Source organism: Streptomyces sp. NPDC002790 (assembly GCF_040295505.1).
Classification (GTDB): Bacteria; Actinomycetota; Actinomycetes; order Streptomycetales; family Streptomycetaceae; genus Streptomyces.
Genome location: NZ_JBEOVM010000031.1, coordinates 54,197 through 71,231, shown reverse-complemented (window position 1 = coordinate 71,231; position 17,035 = coordinate 54,197). Strand labels below are relative to the sequence as shown.

Below are 17,035 nucleotides of genomic sequence, written 5' to 3'. Positions count from 1 at the left end.
GGGAGAAGTTGTAGACGCCGCGGGGGGCGGCCCCCGCCCCCCCCGCGGCCCCGCCCCCGCCCGCGGCGGGGGGGGGGGCCCACTCATGTCCGGTTGTCCGGTCGTCAGCCGAGCCGGTCCACCAGCTTGCGGTACTCGTCCCACAGCTCCGTCGGCGTGTGGTCGCCGAACGTGTTGAGGTGCGCGGGGACGAGCGACGCCTCGTCGCGCCATGCTTCCTTGTCCACCGTCAGCAGGAAGTCCAGGTCGGCGTCGGCCAGTTCGAGGCCCTTGGTGTCCAGGGACTCCTTGGTCGGCAGGATACCGATCGGCGTCTCGACGCCCTCGGCGCGGCCGTCGAGGCGGTCCACGATCCACTTCAGGACACGCGAGTTCTCACCGAAGCCGGGCCACACGAACTTGCCGTCCGCGTTCTTCCGGAACCAGTTGACGTAGTAGATCTTCGGCAGCTTGGCGGCATCCTTATCGGCACCGACCTTCACCCAGTGCGCCATGTAGTCGCCCATGTTGTAACCGCAGAACGGCAGCATGGCGAACGGGTCGCGGCGCAGCTCGCCGACCTTGCCCTCGGCGGCGGCGGTCTTCTCGGAGGCCACGTTCGCGCCGAGGAAGACGCCGTGGTTCCAGTCGAAGGACTCGGTGACCAGCGGCACGGCCGAGGCGCGACGGCCGCCGAACAGGATCGCCGAGATCGGCACGCCCTTCGGGTCCTCCCACTCGGGCGCGATGATCGGGCACTGCGACGCGGGCGTGGTGAAGCGCGCGTTGGGGTGGGCGGCTGGGACGCCCGACTCCGGGGTCCAGGAGTTGCCCTTCCAGTCGGTGAGGTGCGCCGGAGTCTCCTCCGTCATGCCCTCCCACCAGACGTCGTTGTCGTCGGTGAGCGCGACGTTCGTGAAGACCGAGTTGCCCCACAGGGTCTTCATGGCGTTGGCGTTGGTGTGCTCGCCGGTGCCGGGCGCGACGCCGAAGAAACCGGCCTCGGGGTTGATCGCGTAGAGCCGGCCGTCCTCGCCGAACCGCATCCAGGCGATGTCGTCACCGATCGTCTCGACGGTCCAGCCGGAGATCGTGGGCTCCAGCATCGCGAGGTTCGTCTTGCCACAGGCGGACGGGAAGGCGGCGGCGACGTACTTCGACTCGCCGGTCGGCGGCGTGAGCTTGAGGATCAGCATGTGCTCGGCGAGCCAGCCCTCGTCACGCGCCATGACGGACGCGATGCGCAGGGCGTAGCACTTCTTGCCGAGCAGGGCGTTGCCGCCGTACCCGGAGCCGTACGACCAGATCTCGCGGTCCTCGGGGAAGTGCGAGATGTACTTCGTGGAGTTGCACGGCCACGGGACGTCCGCCTCGTCCGGACCCAGCGGGGCGCCCAGCGTGTGCACGGCCTTCACGAAGAAGCCGTCCTCGCCCAGCTCCTCGAGGACCGGCTGGCCCATCCGGGTCATCGTGCGCATGGAGACGGCCACGTACGCCGAATCGGTGATCTCGACGCCGATCGCGGACAGCGGCGAACCGAGCGGGCCCATGCAGAACGGGACGACGTACATGGTCCGTCCGCGCATCGAGCCACGGAAGATCCCCCCGTTCCCCTCGTTCCCCCGAAAGATCTCCCGCATCTCCGCGGGGGCCTTCCAGTGGTTCGTGGGGCCCGCGTCCTCCTCCTTCTCGGAGCAGATGAACGTACGGTCCTCGACGCGCGCGACATCGGACGGGTCGGAGGCGGCGTAGTACGAGTTGGGGCGCTTGATGGGGTCGAGCTTCTTGAACGTCCCCTTCGCGACGAGCTCCTCGGCGAGGCGCTCGTACTCGGCCTCGGAGCCGTCACACCAGACCACACTGTCCGGCTGCGTGAGTTCTGCGATCTCGTTGACCCACGAGATCAGTTCCTGGTGCTTGGTCGGGAGGGTGTCCAGGGAGGGAGCCGCGATGTCGCGCGCCACGATCGCTCCTAAATGAGGGATTCTGAGGTTGATTGCCCCGTGGGGGCTGCGACCCGGACGCTGCGCCTCCCAGTCCACTGGAGCTCAGTGGGCGCTCATCCGGTGCCGACCGCACTCATTTGATCATCCGACCGAAACGCCCATCTGTCCAGGGGGCCTCACAAGTGAGCGAAGTGAGCATCACCACTCATCGGGCCCGTTACCTACGGTCGCGTAGGTTCGGCTGGGTACGATGCCGGGATGAGCGTCGCCACCGAGCAGCCCGAGGTCCCAGCCGTCCAGCCCTCCGTGCTGAAGCCGAGACTGCGCGGCTGGCTGCACGCGGGCATGTTCCCCGCCGTGCTGATCTCGGGCATCTTCCTCACGGCCCTCGCGGACTCGACGCGCGGCCGGATCGCGTGCGCCATCTTCGTGCTGACCGCCTGCCTGCTGTTCGGCGTGAGCGCGCTCTACCACCGGGGGAACTGGGGGCCGCGCGCGGACGGCGTACTGCGCCGCCTCGACCACGCGAACATCTTCCTGATCATCGCCGGTACGTATACGCCGCTGACGATGCTGCTGCTCCCCGGCGCCAAGGGTGACGCCCTGCTGTGGAGCGTCTGGGCGGCGGCCGCGGCAGGCATCGTCTTCCGCGTCTTCTGGGTCGGCGCCCCGCGCTGGCTCTACACGCCGTGCTACATCGCGATGGGCTGGGCCGCGGTCTTCTTCCTGCCGGACTTCATGCGCACGGGCGGCATCGCGGTGCTCGTCCTGGTGATCGTCGGCGGCCTGCTCTACAGCGCGGGCGGCGTCATCTACGGCATCAAGCGCCCGAACCCGTCACCACGCTGGTTCGGCTTCCACGAGGTCTTCCACTCCCTGACCCTCGCGGCGTTCATCGTCCACTACGTCGGTATCTCCCTGGTGGCGTACCAGCACGGCTGACCCCCCCCTTCTCCATGGCCGCGGCTCACCAGCCGCGGCCATTTTTGCGTTTCCGAGGGCAACTCTTTATTGACGGACACTATGAAGTGACAGCTACTCTCATTTCATGGTTACTGTCACTCAACAAGTGGAGTCGCGCCCCGACCCTCGGCGCTGGTGGGCCCTCGGGGCCCTGGTCGCGAGCATGCTCGTGCTCGGCTTCGACATGACGATCCTCAACGTCGCGCTGCCCACGATCGCCGGAGAACTCGGCGCCACCACGGGCCAGCAGCAGTGGATGGCGGACGCGTACATCGTGGTGTTCGCCGCCCTGATGCTCCCGGCGGGACTGCTCGGCGACCGGTTCGGGCGGCGCCGGATGCTGATCGGCGGACTCGGCATCTTCCTCGCCGCGTCCGTCGTGGGCGCGCTCGCCGGTGACGTGGGCTGGGTGATCGCGGCCCGCGCGCTGATGGGCGTCGGCGGCGCCTTCGTGATGCCGCTCGCCATGTCGGTCATCCCCTCGCTGTTCGCGCGGGACGAGCAGACGAAGGCGATCGGGGCCATCTCCGCGGCCTCCGCGCTCGGGATGCCGCTCGGCCCGATCATCGGCGGCTGGCTGCTCGACCACTTCTGGTGGGGCTCGGTGTTCGTACTGAACGTGCCGATGGTCGCGATCGGCATCACCGCCTGCCTGTTCCTGCTCCCCGAGAGCCGGGACCCGGCCGCGCCCAAGGTCGACCTCGTCTCCACCGTGCTCACCGCGCTCGGCCTCGGCACCCTCATCTACGCGATCATCGAAGGCCCCGAGAAGGGCTGGTCGAGCGCCGTCGTGCTCGGCGGATTCCTTGCGTCCGTCGTCCTGATCGGCGCGCTGGTGCTGCGCGAGCGACGCAGCTCGCGGCCCATGCTCGACCTCTCACTCCTGTCCCACCGGGGCTTCCTCACCAACACCCTGGCGGCGACGCTCGGCATGTTCATCATGGCCGGGCTGCTGTTCCTGCTGCCGCAGTACCTCCAGGCGGTGCTCGGCATCGACTCGCTCGGCACCGGCCTGCGGATGGTGCCGATGATGGGCGGGATGCTCGTCGCGGCGAGGCTGGCGCAGCCCTTGGTCGCGAAGTTCGGGGCGCGGGCGGTGATCTGCGTGGCCCTGGTGGTCCTCGCCTTCGCCGCGTTCCTCGGGGCGCGCACCACCGTCGACTCCGGGTACGGCTTCACGGCGCTGTGGCTGTCGATCGCCGGGATCGGCATCGCCTTCGCCATGATCCCCGCGATGGGCGGCGCCATGGGCGCACTCGCCAAGGACCAGGCGGGCCGCGGCTCGGGCCTGCTGTCCACCGTGCGACAGACCGGCTCCGCACTCGGCGTGGCCCTGCTCGGCGCCCTCGTCTCCGGCGCCTACGCGGGCCGACTCGCCACGGCGGGGCTGCCCGACGCGGCGGCGGACGTGGCGCACGACTCGGTGATCGGCGCGCACATGGTCGCCGGGAAGCTCGGCGACCGGGCGCTCGCCGCATCGGCGGACAGCGCGTTCGTCCACGGCATGGACCTGGCCCTGGTCGTCATCGGCATCGTCGCCCTGGCCGCCGCGCTGCTGACGGCGGTGCTGCTGCCCGGTCCCGAGAAGACAGGCCCCACTCCCGACCCGGAGGTCGCCCCGGTCGGCGCCGATGCCTGAGAATGAGCGCCATGGCCGCGTCAGCACAGCAGCCCGCGGAGCCCAAGGTGGGGCTCCGCGAGCGCAAGAAGATCAAGACCAGGACGGCGATCCGTGAGGCGACGTACCGCCTGATCGAGGAGCAGGGGTACGACACGACGACAGTCGAGCAGATCGCCGAGGCCGCCGAGGTCTCGCCGTCCACGGTCTTCCGCTACTTCCCGACCAAGGAGGACATCGTCCTCACGGACGAGTTCGACCCGATCCTGGAGCGGGAGCTGCGGGCACGGCCGAAGGACGAGTCGATCGTCGAATCCGTGCGGCACGTCGTCGACCGCAGCCTGGAACTCGCGTTCGCGGACGAGCGGCCGGAGATCACCCGGCTGCGGATGCGCCTCCAGGTCGAGACGCCCGCGGTGCGCTCCCGGATGATGGAGTCGATGTCGGTGACCGGCAGGCTGATGTGCCGGGTCATCGCCGAGCGCACCGGCCGGGACGCCGCCGACCTCGAAGTCCGGGTCTACGCCATGGCGTTGGTCGGCGCCCTGATGCAGGCAACGATGTACTGGGCCGAGCACGGCCACGAGGACGACCTGCGCGAACTCGTGCTGCGCGCCCTCGACACGGTGCAGCACGGGCTCTGAGCCGCCATTCAAGCCCCGTTCTTGGACGAGAGCCCGCGGGGTCCGGGGCAGAGCCCCGCGTCCTCAACACCGGTACGGCTCAAACGGCGCCGGGGACTACCGCTGCGACTCCCCAAGCATCCGCCGCAACCCGTCGACATCGGTCACCGGCGCGTCGCACACGAAGTGCCGGCATACGTAGGCGGCTTCCCGCCCGTCGACGAGCGGCCGGTCGACCAGCAGCGGAAGCTCGCCGCCACCCTCCTCACCCGCCGCGACGACCGCCCCCGGAGCCGTCCCGATGAGCGCCGCGTGGTGCAGCCGCCCACCGACCTCCCCCACGACCGCGATCTCGCGCGGCCCGTCGAGCAGCGCCTCGGCGACCGCGAGCCCGTTCCCGATGAACCGCGGGGCGCGCGGGGCGAGGGCCTTGACGACGCCGAGGGCGCGCTCGGCGGCAGTGCGGTGCGGCTCGGAACCGGTGTGCGCGGCATACGACAGAAGCGCGCCCGCCGCGGCGGTCCAGCCGGAGGGCGTGGCGTTGTCGGTCGGATCCTGGGGCCGCCGGATGAGCTTCTCGGCGTCGACCGCGGTGTCGTACAGCGCGCCGCTCTCCCGGTCCACGAACCGGTCAAGGACGTGGTCGAGCAGGAACCCGGCGAACTCCAGCCACACGCCCTCACCGGTCACGGACGCGAGCGCGAGGAAACCCTCGGCGACGTCCGCGTAGTCCTCAAGGACACCCGCGTTGGCGCCGACGTGCCCGTCCTTGCTGGTCCGCGCCAGCCGGGCAAGCGGGTCCATGTGCAGGCGTACGAGCAGGTCGCCCGCGCACACGGCGGCATCCACCAGATCCTGCCGGCCGAAGTACGCACCGGTCTCGGCGAGCGCGGCGATCGCGAGCCCGTTCCACGCGGCGACGACCTTGTCGTCCCGGCCGGGCGCGGGGCGCTCGGCGCGGGCGGCGGTCAGCCGCTGCCGGATGCGCTCGACCTGCCCGGCGTCGAACACCTCGTCGCCCTGCGGGAGCTGAAGCACCGAGGAACCCTCCTCGAAGGTGCCCTCCTCGGTGACCCCGAAGCAGCGTGCGGCGACGGCGGCGTCCTCGTCACCGAGCACCTCGGCGAGCTGCCGCGGCGTCCACACGTAGTACGCGCCCTCGACGTGCTTCCCGCTCGCCGGGTCCTCGCTGTCGGCGTCGAGCGCGGACGCGAATCCGCCCTCGTTCGTCCGCAGCTCGCGCACCATGAAGTCGGCGGTTTCGAGGGCGACGCGCTTGGCCAGTTCGGAGCCGGTGGAGCGCCACAAATGCGCGTACGCGCGGCACAGCAGCGCGTTGTCGTACAGCATCTTCTCGAAGTGCGGCACCGTGAACTCCCGGTCCACCGAGTACCGCGCGAACCCGCCGCCGAGCTGGTCGTAGATCCCGCCGCGCGCCATCCGCTCGCAGGTGTCCACGGCCATCTGCAGCGCACCCTCCGCGCCGGTACGCGCGTGGTGCCGCAGCAGGAACTCGACCACCATGGACGGCGGGAACTTGGGCGCGCCGCCGAAGCCGCCGTACGTCGCGTCGTACTCGCGCGTGAGCCCGAGCAGCGCCTGCGCCAGCTCGTTCTCGCCCGGCAACTCCGTGTTCCCGTAGGGCAGTTCGCGCGCGGCCAGATCGGCGGTGATCTTCCCGGCGACCTCGGTGACCTCGCCGTGCCGCTCGGTCCACGCGTCCCGCACGCCGTGCAGGACCTGCGTGAACGAGGGCATGCCGTGGCGCGGCTCCGGCGGGAAGTACGTGCCGAAGTAGAACGGCTCGGCGTCCGGCGTCAGGAACACGGTCATGGGCCAGCCGCCCTGGCCGGTCGCGGCCTGCACGGCCTCCATGTAGACGGCGTCGACGTCCGGGCGTTCTTCGCGGTCGACCTTGATGTTGACGAAGTTGTCGTTCAGGACGGCGGCGGTGGCCCCGTCCTCGAAGGACTCATGGGCCATCACGTGACACCAGTGACAGCTCGAATACCCGACGCTGAGCAGCACCGGCACCCCGCGCCGCTGCGCCTCCGCGAAGGCGTCGGCCGACCAGGGCCACCAGTCCACCGGGTTATCGGCGTGCTGGAGGAGGTAGGGGGACGTTTCATGGGCCAGTCGGTTCGGCATGCGTCCCATCCTCGCTCATGGTGCCGCGCTGCCTCACTCAAGCCGCCCCGCGTCGCGCCTCTGATCGCCGGGACCCTCGCGCCGACACCCCATACGCAGCACACTTGACCCCGTACTTGTCGCCACCGGAGGGGGACCGAATATGCGGGACAGCCATCGGGCGGAAGCCGAACGGCTGTTGGCTCGGGCCGTGGAGGAAGAGGTCAGGCGTTCGGGAGGGCGCGCGGACGGGGCCGTGCTGCTGTCGCGGGCGAAGGGCGCGCTGGACGCGATGGGGCGCAGCGCGACCGAGGAGTACGACGCGTTCACCCGGGCCCTCGACGAGGCCGACGCGGGGCGGATGACGTTCGGGCAGCGGTTCGCCAAGGAGGGCGGGTCAACGCCGTTGATGGTGGCGGGAGTCGGTGCCGTCACCGCCTGTGTCGCGGATCTGGTGCTGGGGGCCGGGACCGGTACGGCCGTGGGCGCGGGGGTCGCCGTCGCCGTGCTGGGGTCCGCCACGACCGTCGCGAAGGTGACCGCTTCGCACGTGCCGGCCGCGAGCCGCAGCGCCGGGGCACGCAATCAGCCGGGCGGGCCCGAGCAGCTGCGGTTGCAGTGGCTGACCGCACTTGAGGTGCGGGGTATACGGCCGTTCCTCGACCAGCAGCGGGTGCTCGCCGCGAGCACCGGCACGTCGAAGAAGACGGTGGGGCCGCAGCTGCGGCGGACCGACAAGAGCGCGGCCGCGCGGCGGCGCAGCGTCCTTGAGCAGTCGTTCGGTCAACTCCCGGAGCCCGAGGGCCCGTTCGCGGGGCGGCGTGTCGCCATGTCGCAGATCGCGCAGTGGGTGCACGCGGCGCGGGCCAGTACCGAGACCCGGCCGACCGTGGTGGTGCTGCACGGGGAACCGGGCTCGGGGCGCACGACGCTCGCGGTGCGCGCGGCGCACGAGCTGCGGGACCAGTTCCGCGGGGCGTGCGTGGTGGATCTGCGCGGCGACCGCCCGGACGCGCCGCCGCTGCCCACGCGCGACGCGCTGCTGCATCTGCTGAACCGGCTCGGGGCGCCGCGCGAGCAGCTGCTCTTCCGTGAGCGGTCCTCGCAGGAGCAGCAGGTCAAGCGGCTCAGCGAGCTGTACCACCAGCATCTGACCGGGCTGCCGGTGACGATCGTCCTCGACGACGCGGCGAGCGCGGATCAGGTGCGCACGCTCGTGCCCGAGCGCTCCGACAGCCTCGTCGTCGTCACCTCGCGCGAGCCCTTGGAGCTCGGCGACGACACGCCCGCCTGGGTGCACCACCTTCCCGTCCAGGCGCTGGACGCGGCGGGCGCGGAGGAGCTGCTGCGGGAGGCCGCGGAGGACCCGAGCGGGCCGTACGACGCCGAATCCACCGATGTCGTACGGGAGTTGTGCGGCGGCCTGCCGCTGGCGCTGCGTGTCGCGGGTTCCGCGATCGGGCCGCGCACGACGCGTCAGCTCGCCGCCGACCTCGCCGCGTACGGGCCCGTGGACCCGGTCGAGCGGGTGCTGTGGCTGCGCTACACCGACCAGTCCGAGCAGGGCAGGCGGCTGTTGCGGAGGCTCGCGCTCGCCGGGCGCGCCTCGCTCGGCGCGGCCGCCGCGGCGGCGCTGCTCGCCACCAACACGGCGGAGGCGAAGCGGCACCTGTCGGCGCTCGCGGGCGCCGGGCTCGTCGACCACGTGCGCGGCAGCCGCTACCGCCTGCACGACGTCGTGCGCACCTTCGCCCAGGCCCGCCTCGCCGACGAGGAGGAGCCCGCGGAGCGCACGGCCGCGCAGGAGCGCCTGATCCAGAACTACGCGGACCTGGCCGACTCGGTGATCCGTCTGGTCGACGGCAACATGTCGACGCGCGCGGGCCAGCCGGGGCCGCACGGCTTCACGTCCCTGGACGCGGCGCTGCGCTGGCTCGACGACGAGTCGAGCTTCATCACGGCGGCGCTGCGGCACGCCGAGGGCGTCAACCAGGACGCGGTGCTCGGCCTGCTCGGCGCGCTGTGCGACTACTGCCTGCTGCGCGGCGACCTCTACCGGCTCGGCGAGATCCAGGAGCTGACACAATCCATCGACCAGGGCCTGCTCATGCGCTCGGTCCAGTGGCGGACGGGTATCGCGGCCCGCCAGCTCGGCGAGCTCGACAAGGCGCGTACGACGCTGTCCTCGGTGGTCGACCTCTACCGCGAGGCGCACCACAGGGCGGGCGAGGGCCGCGCGCTGTGCTCCCTCGGCATCACCCTGCACCACCAGGGCCAACTCACCGAGGCGGCCGGGCGGTTGCGGGAGGCGCTCGACCTTCAGACGACGCCGGAGACCAAGGGCGACCGCGGCTGGACGCTGCACGCGCTCGCGGCGGTCGAGCGCGACCGCGCCAACGTACGCATGGCGCTCGCGCTGCTCACCGACGCGTTCGCCCTGCACCGCGAGAACGAGTCGCTGCACGGTGAGGCGTGGGCGCACTTCCAGCTCGGCCAGCTCTGCCTGCGGATGGGCAACGTGCCGCGCGCGGAGGAGGAGCTGCGGGAGGCGCTCGACCTGTACGGGCAGACCCGCGACAACCGTGGCCAGGCCTGGGCGCTGACCGAGCTGGCCCGCGCCCGGCTCATCGACGGCGAGGCGTCCGCGGCGGTCGACGGCCTGCGCCAGGCGGCGTCCCGGCACCGTGACAACGAGGACGCGCGCGGCGAGGCGTGGACGTACTACTACCTGGGCCAGGCCCTGGAGGAGACCGGCGACCTCGACAAGGCGGTACGGGAGCTGGAGCGCTCACGCACGATGTTCTCCCGGATGCGCGACGTCTACGGCCTGGCCTGCGCCCGCCACCACTCGGCGCGCGTCACCCGCGACGAACGGGCCGCTCAGACGGGGTCCTTGCGCAACTCCGGCTTCGCCCGGCAGCTCCTGGTCGACGCCCGCGCCGACTTCCAGCGGATCGGCGTGCCGCACGGCGAGGCGTGGACGTGCCTGGAGCTGGCGGTGGTCGACGCGGGCAACGCGCGGCTCGCGCAGGCGATGGAGTTGTGCGAGGAGGCGGCGGGCATCTTCGCCGGGTACGAGGACCGCAGGGGCGAGGACTGGGCGACGTTCCTGCGCTGCACGCTGCTTCCGTACGCCTCCCCCGGCGGCTCGGAGGTCGGCACGGCGGTCGCGCAGGAGGAGCTGTCCCAGCTCGCCGCCGCCACGCATCCGGCCCGCGACGGCAAGCTCGACGACTACGTGGAGGCGTACCAGCTGCTTCTGGAGCGGGGCGTGGATCTGGACGCCGGCTGGCAGGCCTGGCGCCTCGGCATGGTCCCGAACCGCCACTCACGGGACGTGATGGGCGTCGCCAAGGAGGCACAGCCGTCATAGCCGCGCCTCCCCTCGCCCTGGACATGACAGGCAGGGGCGCGCGGCGGACAGCGCAACGGCCCCGCGCGCTCTCGTGCGCGGGGCCGACGGCGGGTTCAGGCGGACGTCTGCCCGGCGTCCTTGCCGCTCGTCGCACCGGCGGGCGCGTCCGACTTCTCCTTGAAGTCGACCTTGCGCATGTGCTTGTTCATCGACTTCATCAGGCCCCAGACCGCGACGGCCATCACGGCGAAGACGATGAAGCCGAGCACACCCGGAGTCACCTTGTTCTCGTCGACCTCCTTGGCGGCAAGGGGGACGAGATGGGTCAATGCCAGATTCGCGTTCACATCAGGCATTGTGTCGGATGCCCGCGAAGAGGTCGTCCTCGGGGAGGGAGGTATCGACGAGCGACTTCGCGAGCTCGTACTCCTCGGTCGGCCAGACCTCCTGCTGGATGTCCATCGGCACGCGGAACCAGCCGCCGTCGGGATCGATCTGCGTGGCGTGCGCGATCAGCGCCTTGTCGCGGATCTCGTAGAAGTCGGCGCACGGAACATGCGTGGTCAGCGTGCGCTCGACCCGCGAGGCGTCGGCGTCCCAGCGCTTCAGCCAGTCCTCGTACGGGGACTCCATGCCGCGCTCCAGGAGCGCCTTGTGCAGCGCCTCGGTGCGCGTCCGGTTGAAGCCCTGGTTGTAGTAGAGCTTCTTCGGCTGGTAGACGGGACCGAACTCGTCCTCGGGGTACTTCTCGGCGTCGGCCGCACCGTCGAAGGCCACCATCGTGATCTTGTGGGTCATGATGTGGTCGGGGTGCGGGTAGCCGCCGTTCTCGTCGTACGTCGTGATGACCTGCGGACGGAAGGTGCGGATCTGCCTGACCAGCGCGCCGGCCGCGTGGTCGACCTCCTCCAGGGCGAAGCAGCCCTCCGGCAGCGGCGGCAGCGGGTCGCCCTCGGGCAGCCCCGAGTCGACGAAGCCCAGCCAGTCCTGCTTGACGCCGAGGATCTCGCGCGCCTCGTCCATCTCCTTGCGGCGGACCTCCCGAATGTTCTCCTCGACGTACTTGTCGCCCTGGAGCTTCGGGTTGAGGATGGAGCCGCGCTCGCCTCCTGTGCAGGTCACGACGTGTACGTCCACCCCCTCGGACACGTACTTGGCCATGGTGGCCGCGCCCTTCGACGACTCGTCGTCGGGGTGGGCGTGAACGGCCATAAGGCGCAGCTGCTCAGTCAAGACAAGTTCCTCGGTGAGATACGGGCGCCCGGGTGCCTGGAGTGCACCGGGCAGCTTCTATAGTGACGGAACCGGGGGGCGGAAAATTCCGGTGCCCGGCCACCTGTCGGGCGACGCGAGAGGAACTGGCGGATGAGCGCCGTGCAGCAGCTGCCCGAGGGCCGATACGGATCCTCGCGCTCCGCCGACGCCCGCGCCGACCGCAAGCTGAAGATCGCGGGAATCGTCCTCGGCGTCCTGTTCGCGGCCCTGATGGTCTGGTTCGGCTGGTACTACGTCGTCGGCGGCAGCAAGTTCAGCGGCGAGGTCATCGCCTTCGACACGAACAAGCACGACGTCCAGGTCCATATGGAGATCCGCAAGGACACCGACGCCACGGGCTACTGCACGATCCGCTCGCAGAGCGAGGCCGGCGCCGAGGTGGGACGCGCCGACTTCCGCTTCGACCAGAAGTCCGAGCGCATCGACAAGGTCGTCACGCTGAAGACGACGGGCGGCGGCACGACCGCGGAGCTCCTGGGCTGCCACGCCGACTGATTGTCGATACGGGCCGGCGAAACGGCGGGCGCTGACCTGCGCCGACGCAACGCTGATGCCTTTTGTCCTCCCCCTTTCACGCCTGAATTGTTAGGCTCGTGGTTTCGCCCACTCAGTAGGGAACATCCTTCTGAGTAGGGCGATGCTTTGTATACCCAGTACCTACGAGGAGCGACCTGTGACCCAGACCAGCGAAGACGTCACCTGGCTGACGCAGGAGGCGTACACCAAGCTCAGGGACGAGCTGGCGCACCTGTCTGGTCCCGCACGCGAGGAGATCACCCAGAAGATCGCCGCCGCACGCGAGGAGGGCGACCTGCGGGAGAACGGCGGGTACCACGCGGCCAAGGAGGAGCAGGGCAAGCAGGAGCTCCGCATCCGCCAGTTGACCCAGCTCCTGGAGCGGGCCAAGGTCGGCGAGGCGCCTGCGGCGACCGGCGTGGTCGCGCCCGGCATGGTCGTCAAGATCGCCTTCGACGGTGACGAGGACGACACCCTGGAGTTCCTGCTCGCCTCGCGCGAGTACGCGAGCAGTGATTTCGAGACGTACTCCCCCCAGTCCCCGCTCGGCACGGGGGTCAACGGCCACAAGGTGGGCGAGGACGTCGACTACGAACTGCCGAACGGCAAGAAGGCCTCGGTGCGGATCCTCAAGGCGGACCCCTTCAACGGCTGACGCCTCCCGAGCACGGACAGGGCCCCCGCGGCGTACGCGCCGCGGGGGCCTCGTCGTGTTCTCTGCGGGTCAGGCCGCCTTGCGGTACTTGCGCACCGCGAGGGCGCGGAAGACCAGGATGATCAGGACGGACCAGATCAGCGAGGCCCAGATCGGGTGCTCCATGGGCCAGGCCCCGGTCACCGATTTCGGTACGCCCTCGATCGTGTTGCCGAACAGCTCGCGGGCCGCAGCCACCGTGGCGCTGAAGGGGTTCCATTCCGCGATGTACTGGAGGAACTTCGGCATGCCGTTGACCGGCACGAACGCGTTCGAGATGAACGTCAGCGGGAAGAGCCAGATCAGGCCGCCGGAGGTCGCCGCCTCCGGGGTGCGCACCGACAGGCCGATCAGCGCACCGATCCAGGTGAACGCGTACCCGAGCAGCAGGAGCAGGCCGAAGCCCGCCAGGACCTTGCCGAGGTTCTCGTGCGTGCGCCAGCCGACGAGCAGCGCCACCACCGCGAGCACGGCCAGCGTCACCGCGGTCTGCACCAGGTCGGCGAGGGTGCGGCCGGTGAGCACGGCGCCGCGCGCCATGGGCAGCGAGCGGAAGCGGTCGATGAGGCCCTTGTGCATGTCGTCCGCGATGCCCGCGCCCGCACCCGCCGTGGCGAAGGTGACGGTCTGGGCGAAGATGCCCGCCATCAGGAATTCCTTGTAGGCACCGGCACTGACGCCTGCGCCCGGGATGGCGATCGAGCCGCCGAAGACGTACGTGAACAGGACCACGAACATCACCGGCTGGATGATCCCGAACAGGATCATCTCGGGGATCCGGGTCATCCGGATCAGGTTCCGCTTGCCGACGACCAGGGAGTCGCTCCAGGCGCTCATTTCCTCGCCCCCTTCGGGTCCTCGACCGGCGCGCCCGCTTCGGACGCCGCCGGTTCCTCGGCCACATGGCCGGTCAGCGAGATGAACACGTCGTCGAGGGTCGGGCGGCGCAGGCCGATGTCGTCGATCTCGATGCCGCGCGCGTCCAGGTCGCGGATGATCTCGGCGAGCAGCTTGGCGCCTCCGATGACGGGGACGGTCAGTTTGCGGGTGTGCTGGGCGACCGTCGTCTCGCCCTTGCCGTAGCCGCTCAAGATCTCGCGCGCCGTCTCGATGTGCTCCGGCTCGTGCACCACGACCTCGACGCGCTCGCCGCCGGTCTGCGCCTTGAGCTGGTCGGCTGTGCCGCGGGCGATCACGCGGCCGTGGTCCACGACGCAGATGTCGTGCGCCAGGTGGTCGGCCTCTTCCAGGTACTGGGTGGTGAGGAGCAGCGTCGTGCCGCCGGCGACCAACTCCTGGATGACCTCCCACAGTTGCTGCCGGTTGACGGGGTCGAGGCCGGTCGTCGGCTCGTCCATGAACATCACCGGCGGGGAGACAACGAGCGCGGCCGCGAGGTCGAGCCTGCGGCGCATGCCGCCGGAGTACGTCTTGGAGGGGCGGTCCGCGGCGTCCGCGAGGTGGAAGCGGTCGAGGAGTTCCCCGGCCCGCTTCTTCGCCTCCTTCTTGGGCAGTTGGTAGAGCCGGCCGACCATCTCCAGGTTCTCCCGGCCGGTCAGATACTCGTCGACCGCGGCGAACTGGCCCGACAGGCCGATGGAGCGCCGCACTTCGTTCGGATGCTTCAGTACGTCGATCCCCGCGACGACCGCCTTGCCGCTGTCCGGCGTGAGCAGCGTCGTCAGGCAGCGCACCGCCGTCGTCTTCCCCGCCCCGTTCGGCCCGAGCAGGCCGAGGACCGTGCCCTCCGGGACGTCGAGATCGACGCCGTCCAGAGCCTTTACATCGCCGAAGGTCTTCACCAGGCCTTCGGCGTAGATGGCGCCTGGCATGTGGTTCCCCCAGTGTGTGGCTGAGTACCTATGTGTCCTATGTGAGGAAAGTGTAAATTTGCCGGGTTTCGAATGCCCGGCGAGAGTGAAGCGCGCCACACGCTATCGCGATGTATCGCGTACCGCCATCGAATTACCCGATGACCTTGTAGCCCGCCTCCCGCAGCGCCGCGCCGACCTCGGTGCAGTGCGCGGGACCCTTGGTCTCCAGGTGCAGCTCCACCTCCGCCTCCGTGAGCCCGAGCCGCGGATCGGTCCGTACGTGGCTCACATCGGTGACGTTAGCGTCGGCCACTGACAACACCCCGAGGAGCGTGGCCAGAGCGCCGGGGCGGTCCGGAAGGCGCAGCCGCAGCGAGAGATAGCGGCCCGCGGCGGCCAGGCCGTGGGTGAGGACGCGCTGCATCAGGAGCGGGTCGATGTTGCCGCCGGACAGCATGGCGACGACCGGGCCCTCGAAGGCCCCGGGCTCACTCAGGAGCGCCGCCACGGGGCTCGCGCCGGCGGGCTCGACGACCAGCTTGGCGCGCTCCAGGCAGAGCAGCAGGGCGCTGGAGAGCGCGTCCTCCGTGACCGTACGGACGTCGTCGACGAGGTCGGAGACGAGTCCGAACGGGACGTTGCCGGGCCGTCCCACCTTGATCCCGTCGGCCATTGTCGACGGGGACTTGATCGCGACCGGGTGCCCGGCCGCCAGCGAGGGCGGGTACGCGGCAGCGCCCGCCGCCTGCACGCCGATGACCCGCACGTCGGGCCGGAGCGCCTTCACGGCGACGGCGATACCGGCCGCGAGTCCGCCGCCGCCGACGCCGACCAGGATCGTGCGGACCTCCGGGCACTGCTCCAGGATCTCCAGACCGAGCGTGCCCTGGCCCGCGACGACGTCCGGGTGGTCGAAGGGGTGGATGAACACCGCCCCGGTCTCCTCCGCGTACTGCTGGGCCGCGGCGAGCGTCTCGTCGACCACCTGGCCGTGCAGCCGGACCTCGGCGCCGTACTCGCGGGTCGCCGCGACCTTCGGCAGGGGCGCGCCGACGGGCATGAACACCGTGGAGCGCACGCCGAGGAGCGAGGAGGCGAGGGCCACACCTTGCGCGTGGTTGCCCGCGCTCGCGGCCACGACCCCGGCGGCCCGCTCCTCGGGCAGCAGGCCCGCGATCCGCACGTAGGCGCCGCGCAGCTTGAAGGAACCGGTGCGCTGGAGGTTCTCGCACTTGAGGTGGACCGGTGTCCCCGCCAGCTGGGAGAGGTGGTGGCTGTGCGCCATCGACGTCACCCGCGCCACCCCGGAAAGCATCTTCTGGGCGCCGCGGACGTCGTCGAGGGTCACCGGGGGCGTCGAGGTCGGCAAGTAGTCAGACGCGCTGTTGCTCATGACGAAAGTCTTGCAGCTCACGGCGTACGCCTCTCGGGATGCTCACGCTGCGAGACCGGATTGCGCAGGGCCGGTACGGTCGGCGCTTTCGCCGCGTACCCTGTGGGACCAATCCAGTGCAATCCACCACCCACGCATGAAGTGAGCCCCCGGCCATGCCCACACCACAGGAAATGATGGACATGACGACCGCCGGCGACACCGGCCTCCTCGAAACGCTCCAGCACGAGGTGGCGGTCTTCGCCCGTCGCGCCGAACAGACCCGGCTCGGCGGGGTCGGGCAGGTGCGCAATTCGATGGACCGAGCGGCCTATCTGCTGCTCAACCGCCTCGACAAGGAAGGCCCGATGGGCGTCAAGGCGCTCGCGTCGAGCATGGGGATCGACTCCTCGACGGTGACCCGCCAGGTCGCCCCGCTCGTCGACACGGGTCTCGTCAAGCGCACCTCTCACCCGGAGGACGGACGTGCGGTGGTGTTGCAGCTGTCGCCGCGCGGTGCGGCCCGGCTCGACGAGGTACGCACATCGAGGCAGGAATTGATGGCGCAGTTGACGCAGGAGTGGGAGCCGAAGGAGCGCGAGCAGTTCTGCGCGCTCCTCGCACGCTTCAATTCCGCGCTCTCCGCGCGCCACGGCCAGCCGACGCCGCCCGTCGACTCCTGACGGTTCCGGGGCACACCGGTACGGCACGAGCGGCTCCCGCCTCTTGACCAGGGAGCTGCGGTCGGCCTCA

General features: G+C 70.4%; 14 protein-coding genes. 7 read left to right on the top strand and 7 right to left on the bottom strand.

The window, feature by feature from the left end; all coding sequences use genetic code 11:
• Nucleotides 1-104 precede the first annotated feature (104 nt).
• Nucleotides 105-1,943, bottom strand: a complete 1,839-nt coding sequence (locus tag ABT004_RS17005; protein ID WP_351337056.1) for a phosphoenolpyruvate carboxykinase (GTP) — start codon at nucleotides 1,941-1,943, stop codon at nucleotides 105-107.
• A gap of 240 nt (nucleotides 1,944-2,183) precedes the next feature.
• On the opposite strand from ABT004_RS17005, the gene trhA reads away from it, so the two are divergent.
• From trhA to ABT004_RS16990, 3 genes are all read left to right on the top strand, one after another.
• Nucleotides 2,184-2,867 carry a PAQR family membrane homeostasis protein TrhA gene (trhA, locus tag ABT004_RS17000; protein ID WP_351337053.1) on the top strand — a complete coding sequence of 228 codons (684 nt, stop codon included), beginning with the start codon at nucleotides 2,184-2,186 and terminating at the stop codon, nucleotides 2,865-2,867.
• 106 nt (nucleotides 2,868-2,973) lie between these two features.
• Nucleotides 2,974-4,527 carry a DHA2 family efflux MFS transporter permease subunit gene (locus ABT004_RS16995; protein ID WP_351337050.1) on the top strand — a complete coding sequence of 518 codons (1,554 nt, stop codon included), beginning with the start codon at nucleotides 2,974-2,976 and terminating at the stop codon, nucleotides 4,525-4,527.
• Nucleotides 4,528-4,538: 11 nt separating this feature from the next.
• On the top strand, nucleotides 4,539-5,150 hold the full coding sequence (locus tag ABT004_RS16990; protein WP_351337047.1) for a TetR/AcrR family transcriptional regulator: 612 nt from the start codon (nucleotides 4,539-4,541) through the stop codon (nucleotides 5,148-5,150).
• A gap of 96 nt (nucleotides 5,151-5,246) precedes the next feature.
• On the opposite strand, the gene ABT004_RS16985 is transcribed toward ABT004_RS16990, so the two are convergent.
• Nucleotides 5,247-7,277: a thioredoxin domain-containing protein gene (locus tag ABT004_RS16985; RefSeq protein WP_351337045.1), complete on the bottom strand. Its 2,031-nt coding sequence runs from the start codon at nucleotides 7,275-7,277 to the stop codon at nucleotides 5,247-5,249.
• 142 nt (nucleotides 7,278-7,419) lie between these two features.
• Between ABT004_RS16985 and ABT004_RS16980 the strand changes: the two genes are divergently transcribed.
• Nucleotides 7,420-10,629: a tetratricopeptide repeat protein gene (locus tag ABT004_RS16980; RefSeq protein ID WP_351337042.1), complete on the top strand. Its 3,210-nt coding sequence runs from the start codon at nucleotides 7,420-7,422 to the stop codon at nucleotides 10,627-10,629.
• A 95-nt stretch (nucleotides 10,630-10,724) separates the two neighbouring features.
• Here the strand turns inward: ABT004_RS16980 and ABT004_RS16975 are convergent, their stop codons facing one another.
• Both ABT004_RS16975 and mca read right to left on the bottom strand, forming a co-directional pair.
• The gene (locus tag ABT004_RS16975) at nucleotides 10,725-10,967 is read right to left on the bottom strand and encodes a hypothetical protein (protein ID WP_351337040.1); all 243 of its coding nucleotides are present in this window, start codon (nucleotides 10,965-10,967) and stop codon (nucleotides 10,725-10,727) included.
• Nucleotides 10,960-11,844 carry a mycothiol conjugate amidase Mca gene (gene mca, locus ABT004_RS16970; RefSeq protein WP_351337037.1) on the bottom strand — a complete coding sequence of 295 codons (885 nt, stop codon included), beginning with the start codon at nucleotides 11,842-11,844 and terminating at the stop codon, nucleotides 10,960-10,962. Before mca ends, ABT004_RS16975 begins: the two co-directional genes overlap by 8 nt.
• Nucleotides 11,845-11,976: 132 nt before the next feature.
• Here mca and ABT004_RS16965 point away from each other — a divergent pair, with 132 nt between their 5' ends.
• Together ABT004_RS16965 and greA are read left to right on the top strand one after the other, a co-directional pair.
• Nucleotides 11,977-12,381 carry a DUF4307 domain-containing protein gene (locus tag ABT004_RS16965; protein ID WP_351337034.1) on the top strand — a complete coding sequence of 135 codons (405 nt, stop codon included), beginning with the start codon at nucleotides 11,977-11,979 and terminating at the stop codon, nucleotides 12,379-12,381.
• Between the two features lie 178 nt (nucleotides 12,382-12,559).
• Complete coding sequence (greA, locus tag ABT004_RS16960; RefSeq protein ID WP_351337031.1) at nucleotides 12,560-13,057, top strand: transcription elongation factor GreA; 498 nt, start codon at nucleotides 12,560-12,562, stop codon at nucleotides 13,055-13,057.
• Between the two features lie 69 nt (nucleotides 13,058-13,126).
• Here the strand turns inward: greA and ABT004_RS16955 are convergent, their stop codons facing one another.
• The 3 genes from ABT004_RS16955 to ilvA form a co-directional block, all read right to left on the bottom strand.
• A complete protein-coding gene (locus ABT004_RS16955) occupies nucleotides 13,127-13,933 on the bottom strand; it encodes an ABC transporter permease (protein ID WP_351337028.1) in 807 nt (268 codons plus the stop codon).
• Nucleotides 13,930-14,928: an ATP-binding cassette domain-containing protein gene (locus ABT004_RS16950; protein WP_351337026.1), complete on the bottom strand. Its 999-nt coding sequence runs from the start codon at nucleotides 14,926-14,928 to the stop codon at nucleotides 13,930-13,932. Before ABT004_RS16950 ends, ABT004_RS16955 begins: the two co-directional genes overlap by 4 nt.
• 133 nt (nucleotides 14,929-15,061) lie before the next feature.
• Entirely contained in the window at nucleotides 15,062-16,303 is a 1,242-nt protein-coding gene (gene ilvA, locus ABT004_RS16945; protein ID WP_351337023.1) for a threonine ammonia-lyase, read from the bottom strand.
• Nucleotides 16,304-16,479: 176 nt separating this feature from the next.
• On the opposite strand from ilvA, the gene ABT004_RS16940 reads away from it, so the two are divergent.
• Nucleotides 16,480-16,965: a MarR family winged helix-turn-helix transcriptional regulator gene (locus ABT004_RS16940; protein WP_351337067.1), complete on the top strand. Its 486-nt coding sequence runs from the start codon at nucleotides 16,480-16,482 to the stop codon at nucleotides 16,963-16,965.
• Nucleotides 16,966-17,035: the final 70 nt, after the last annotated feature.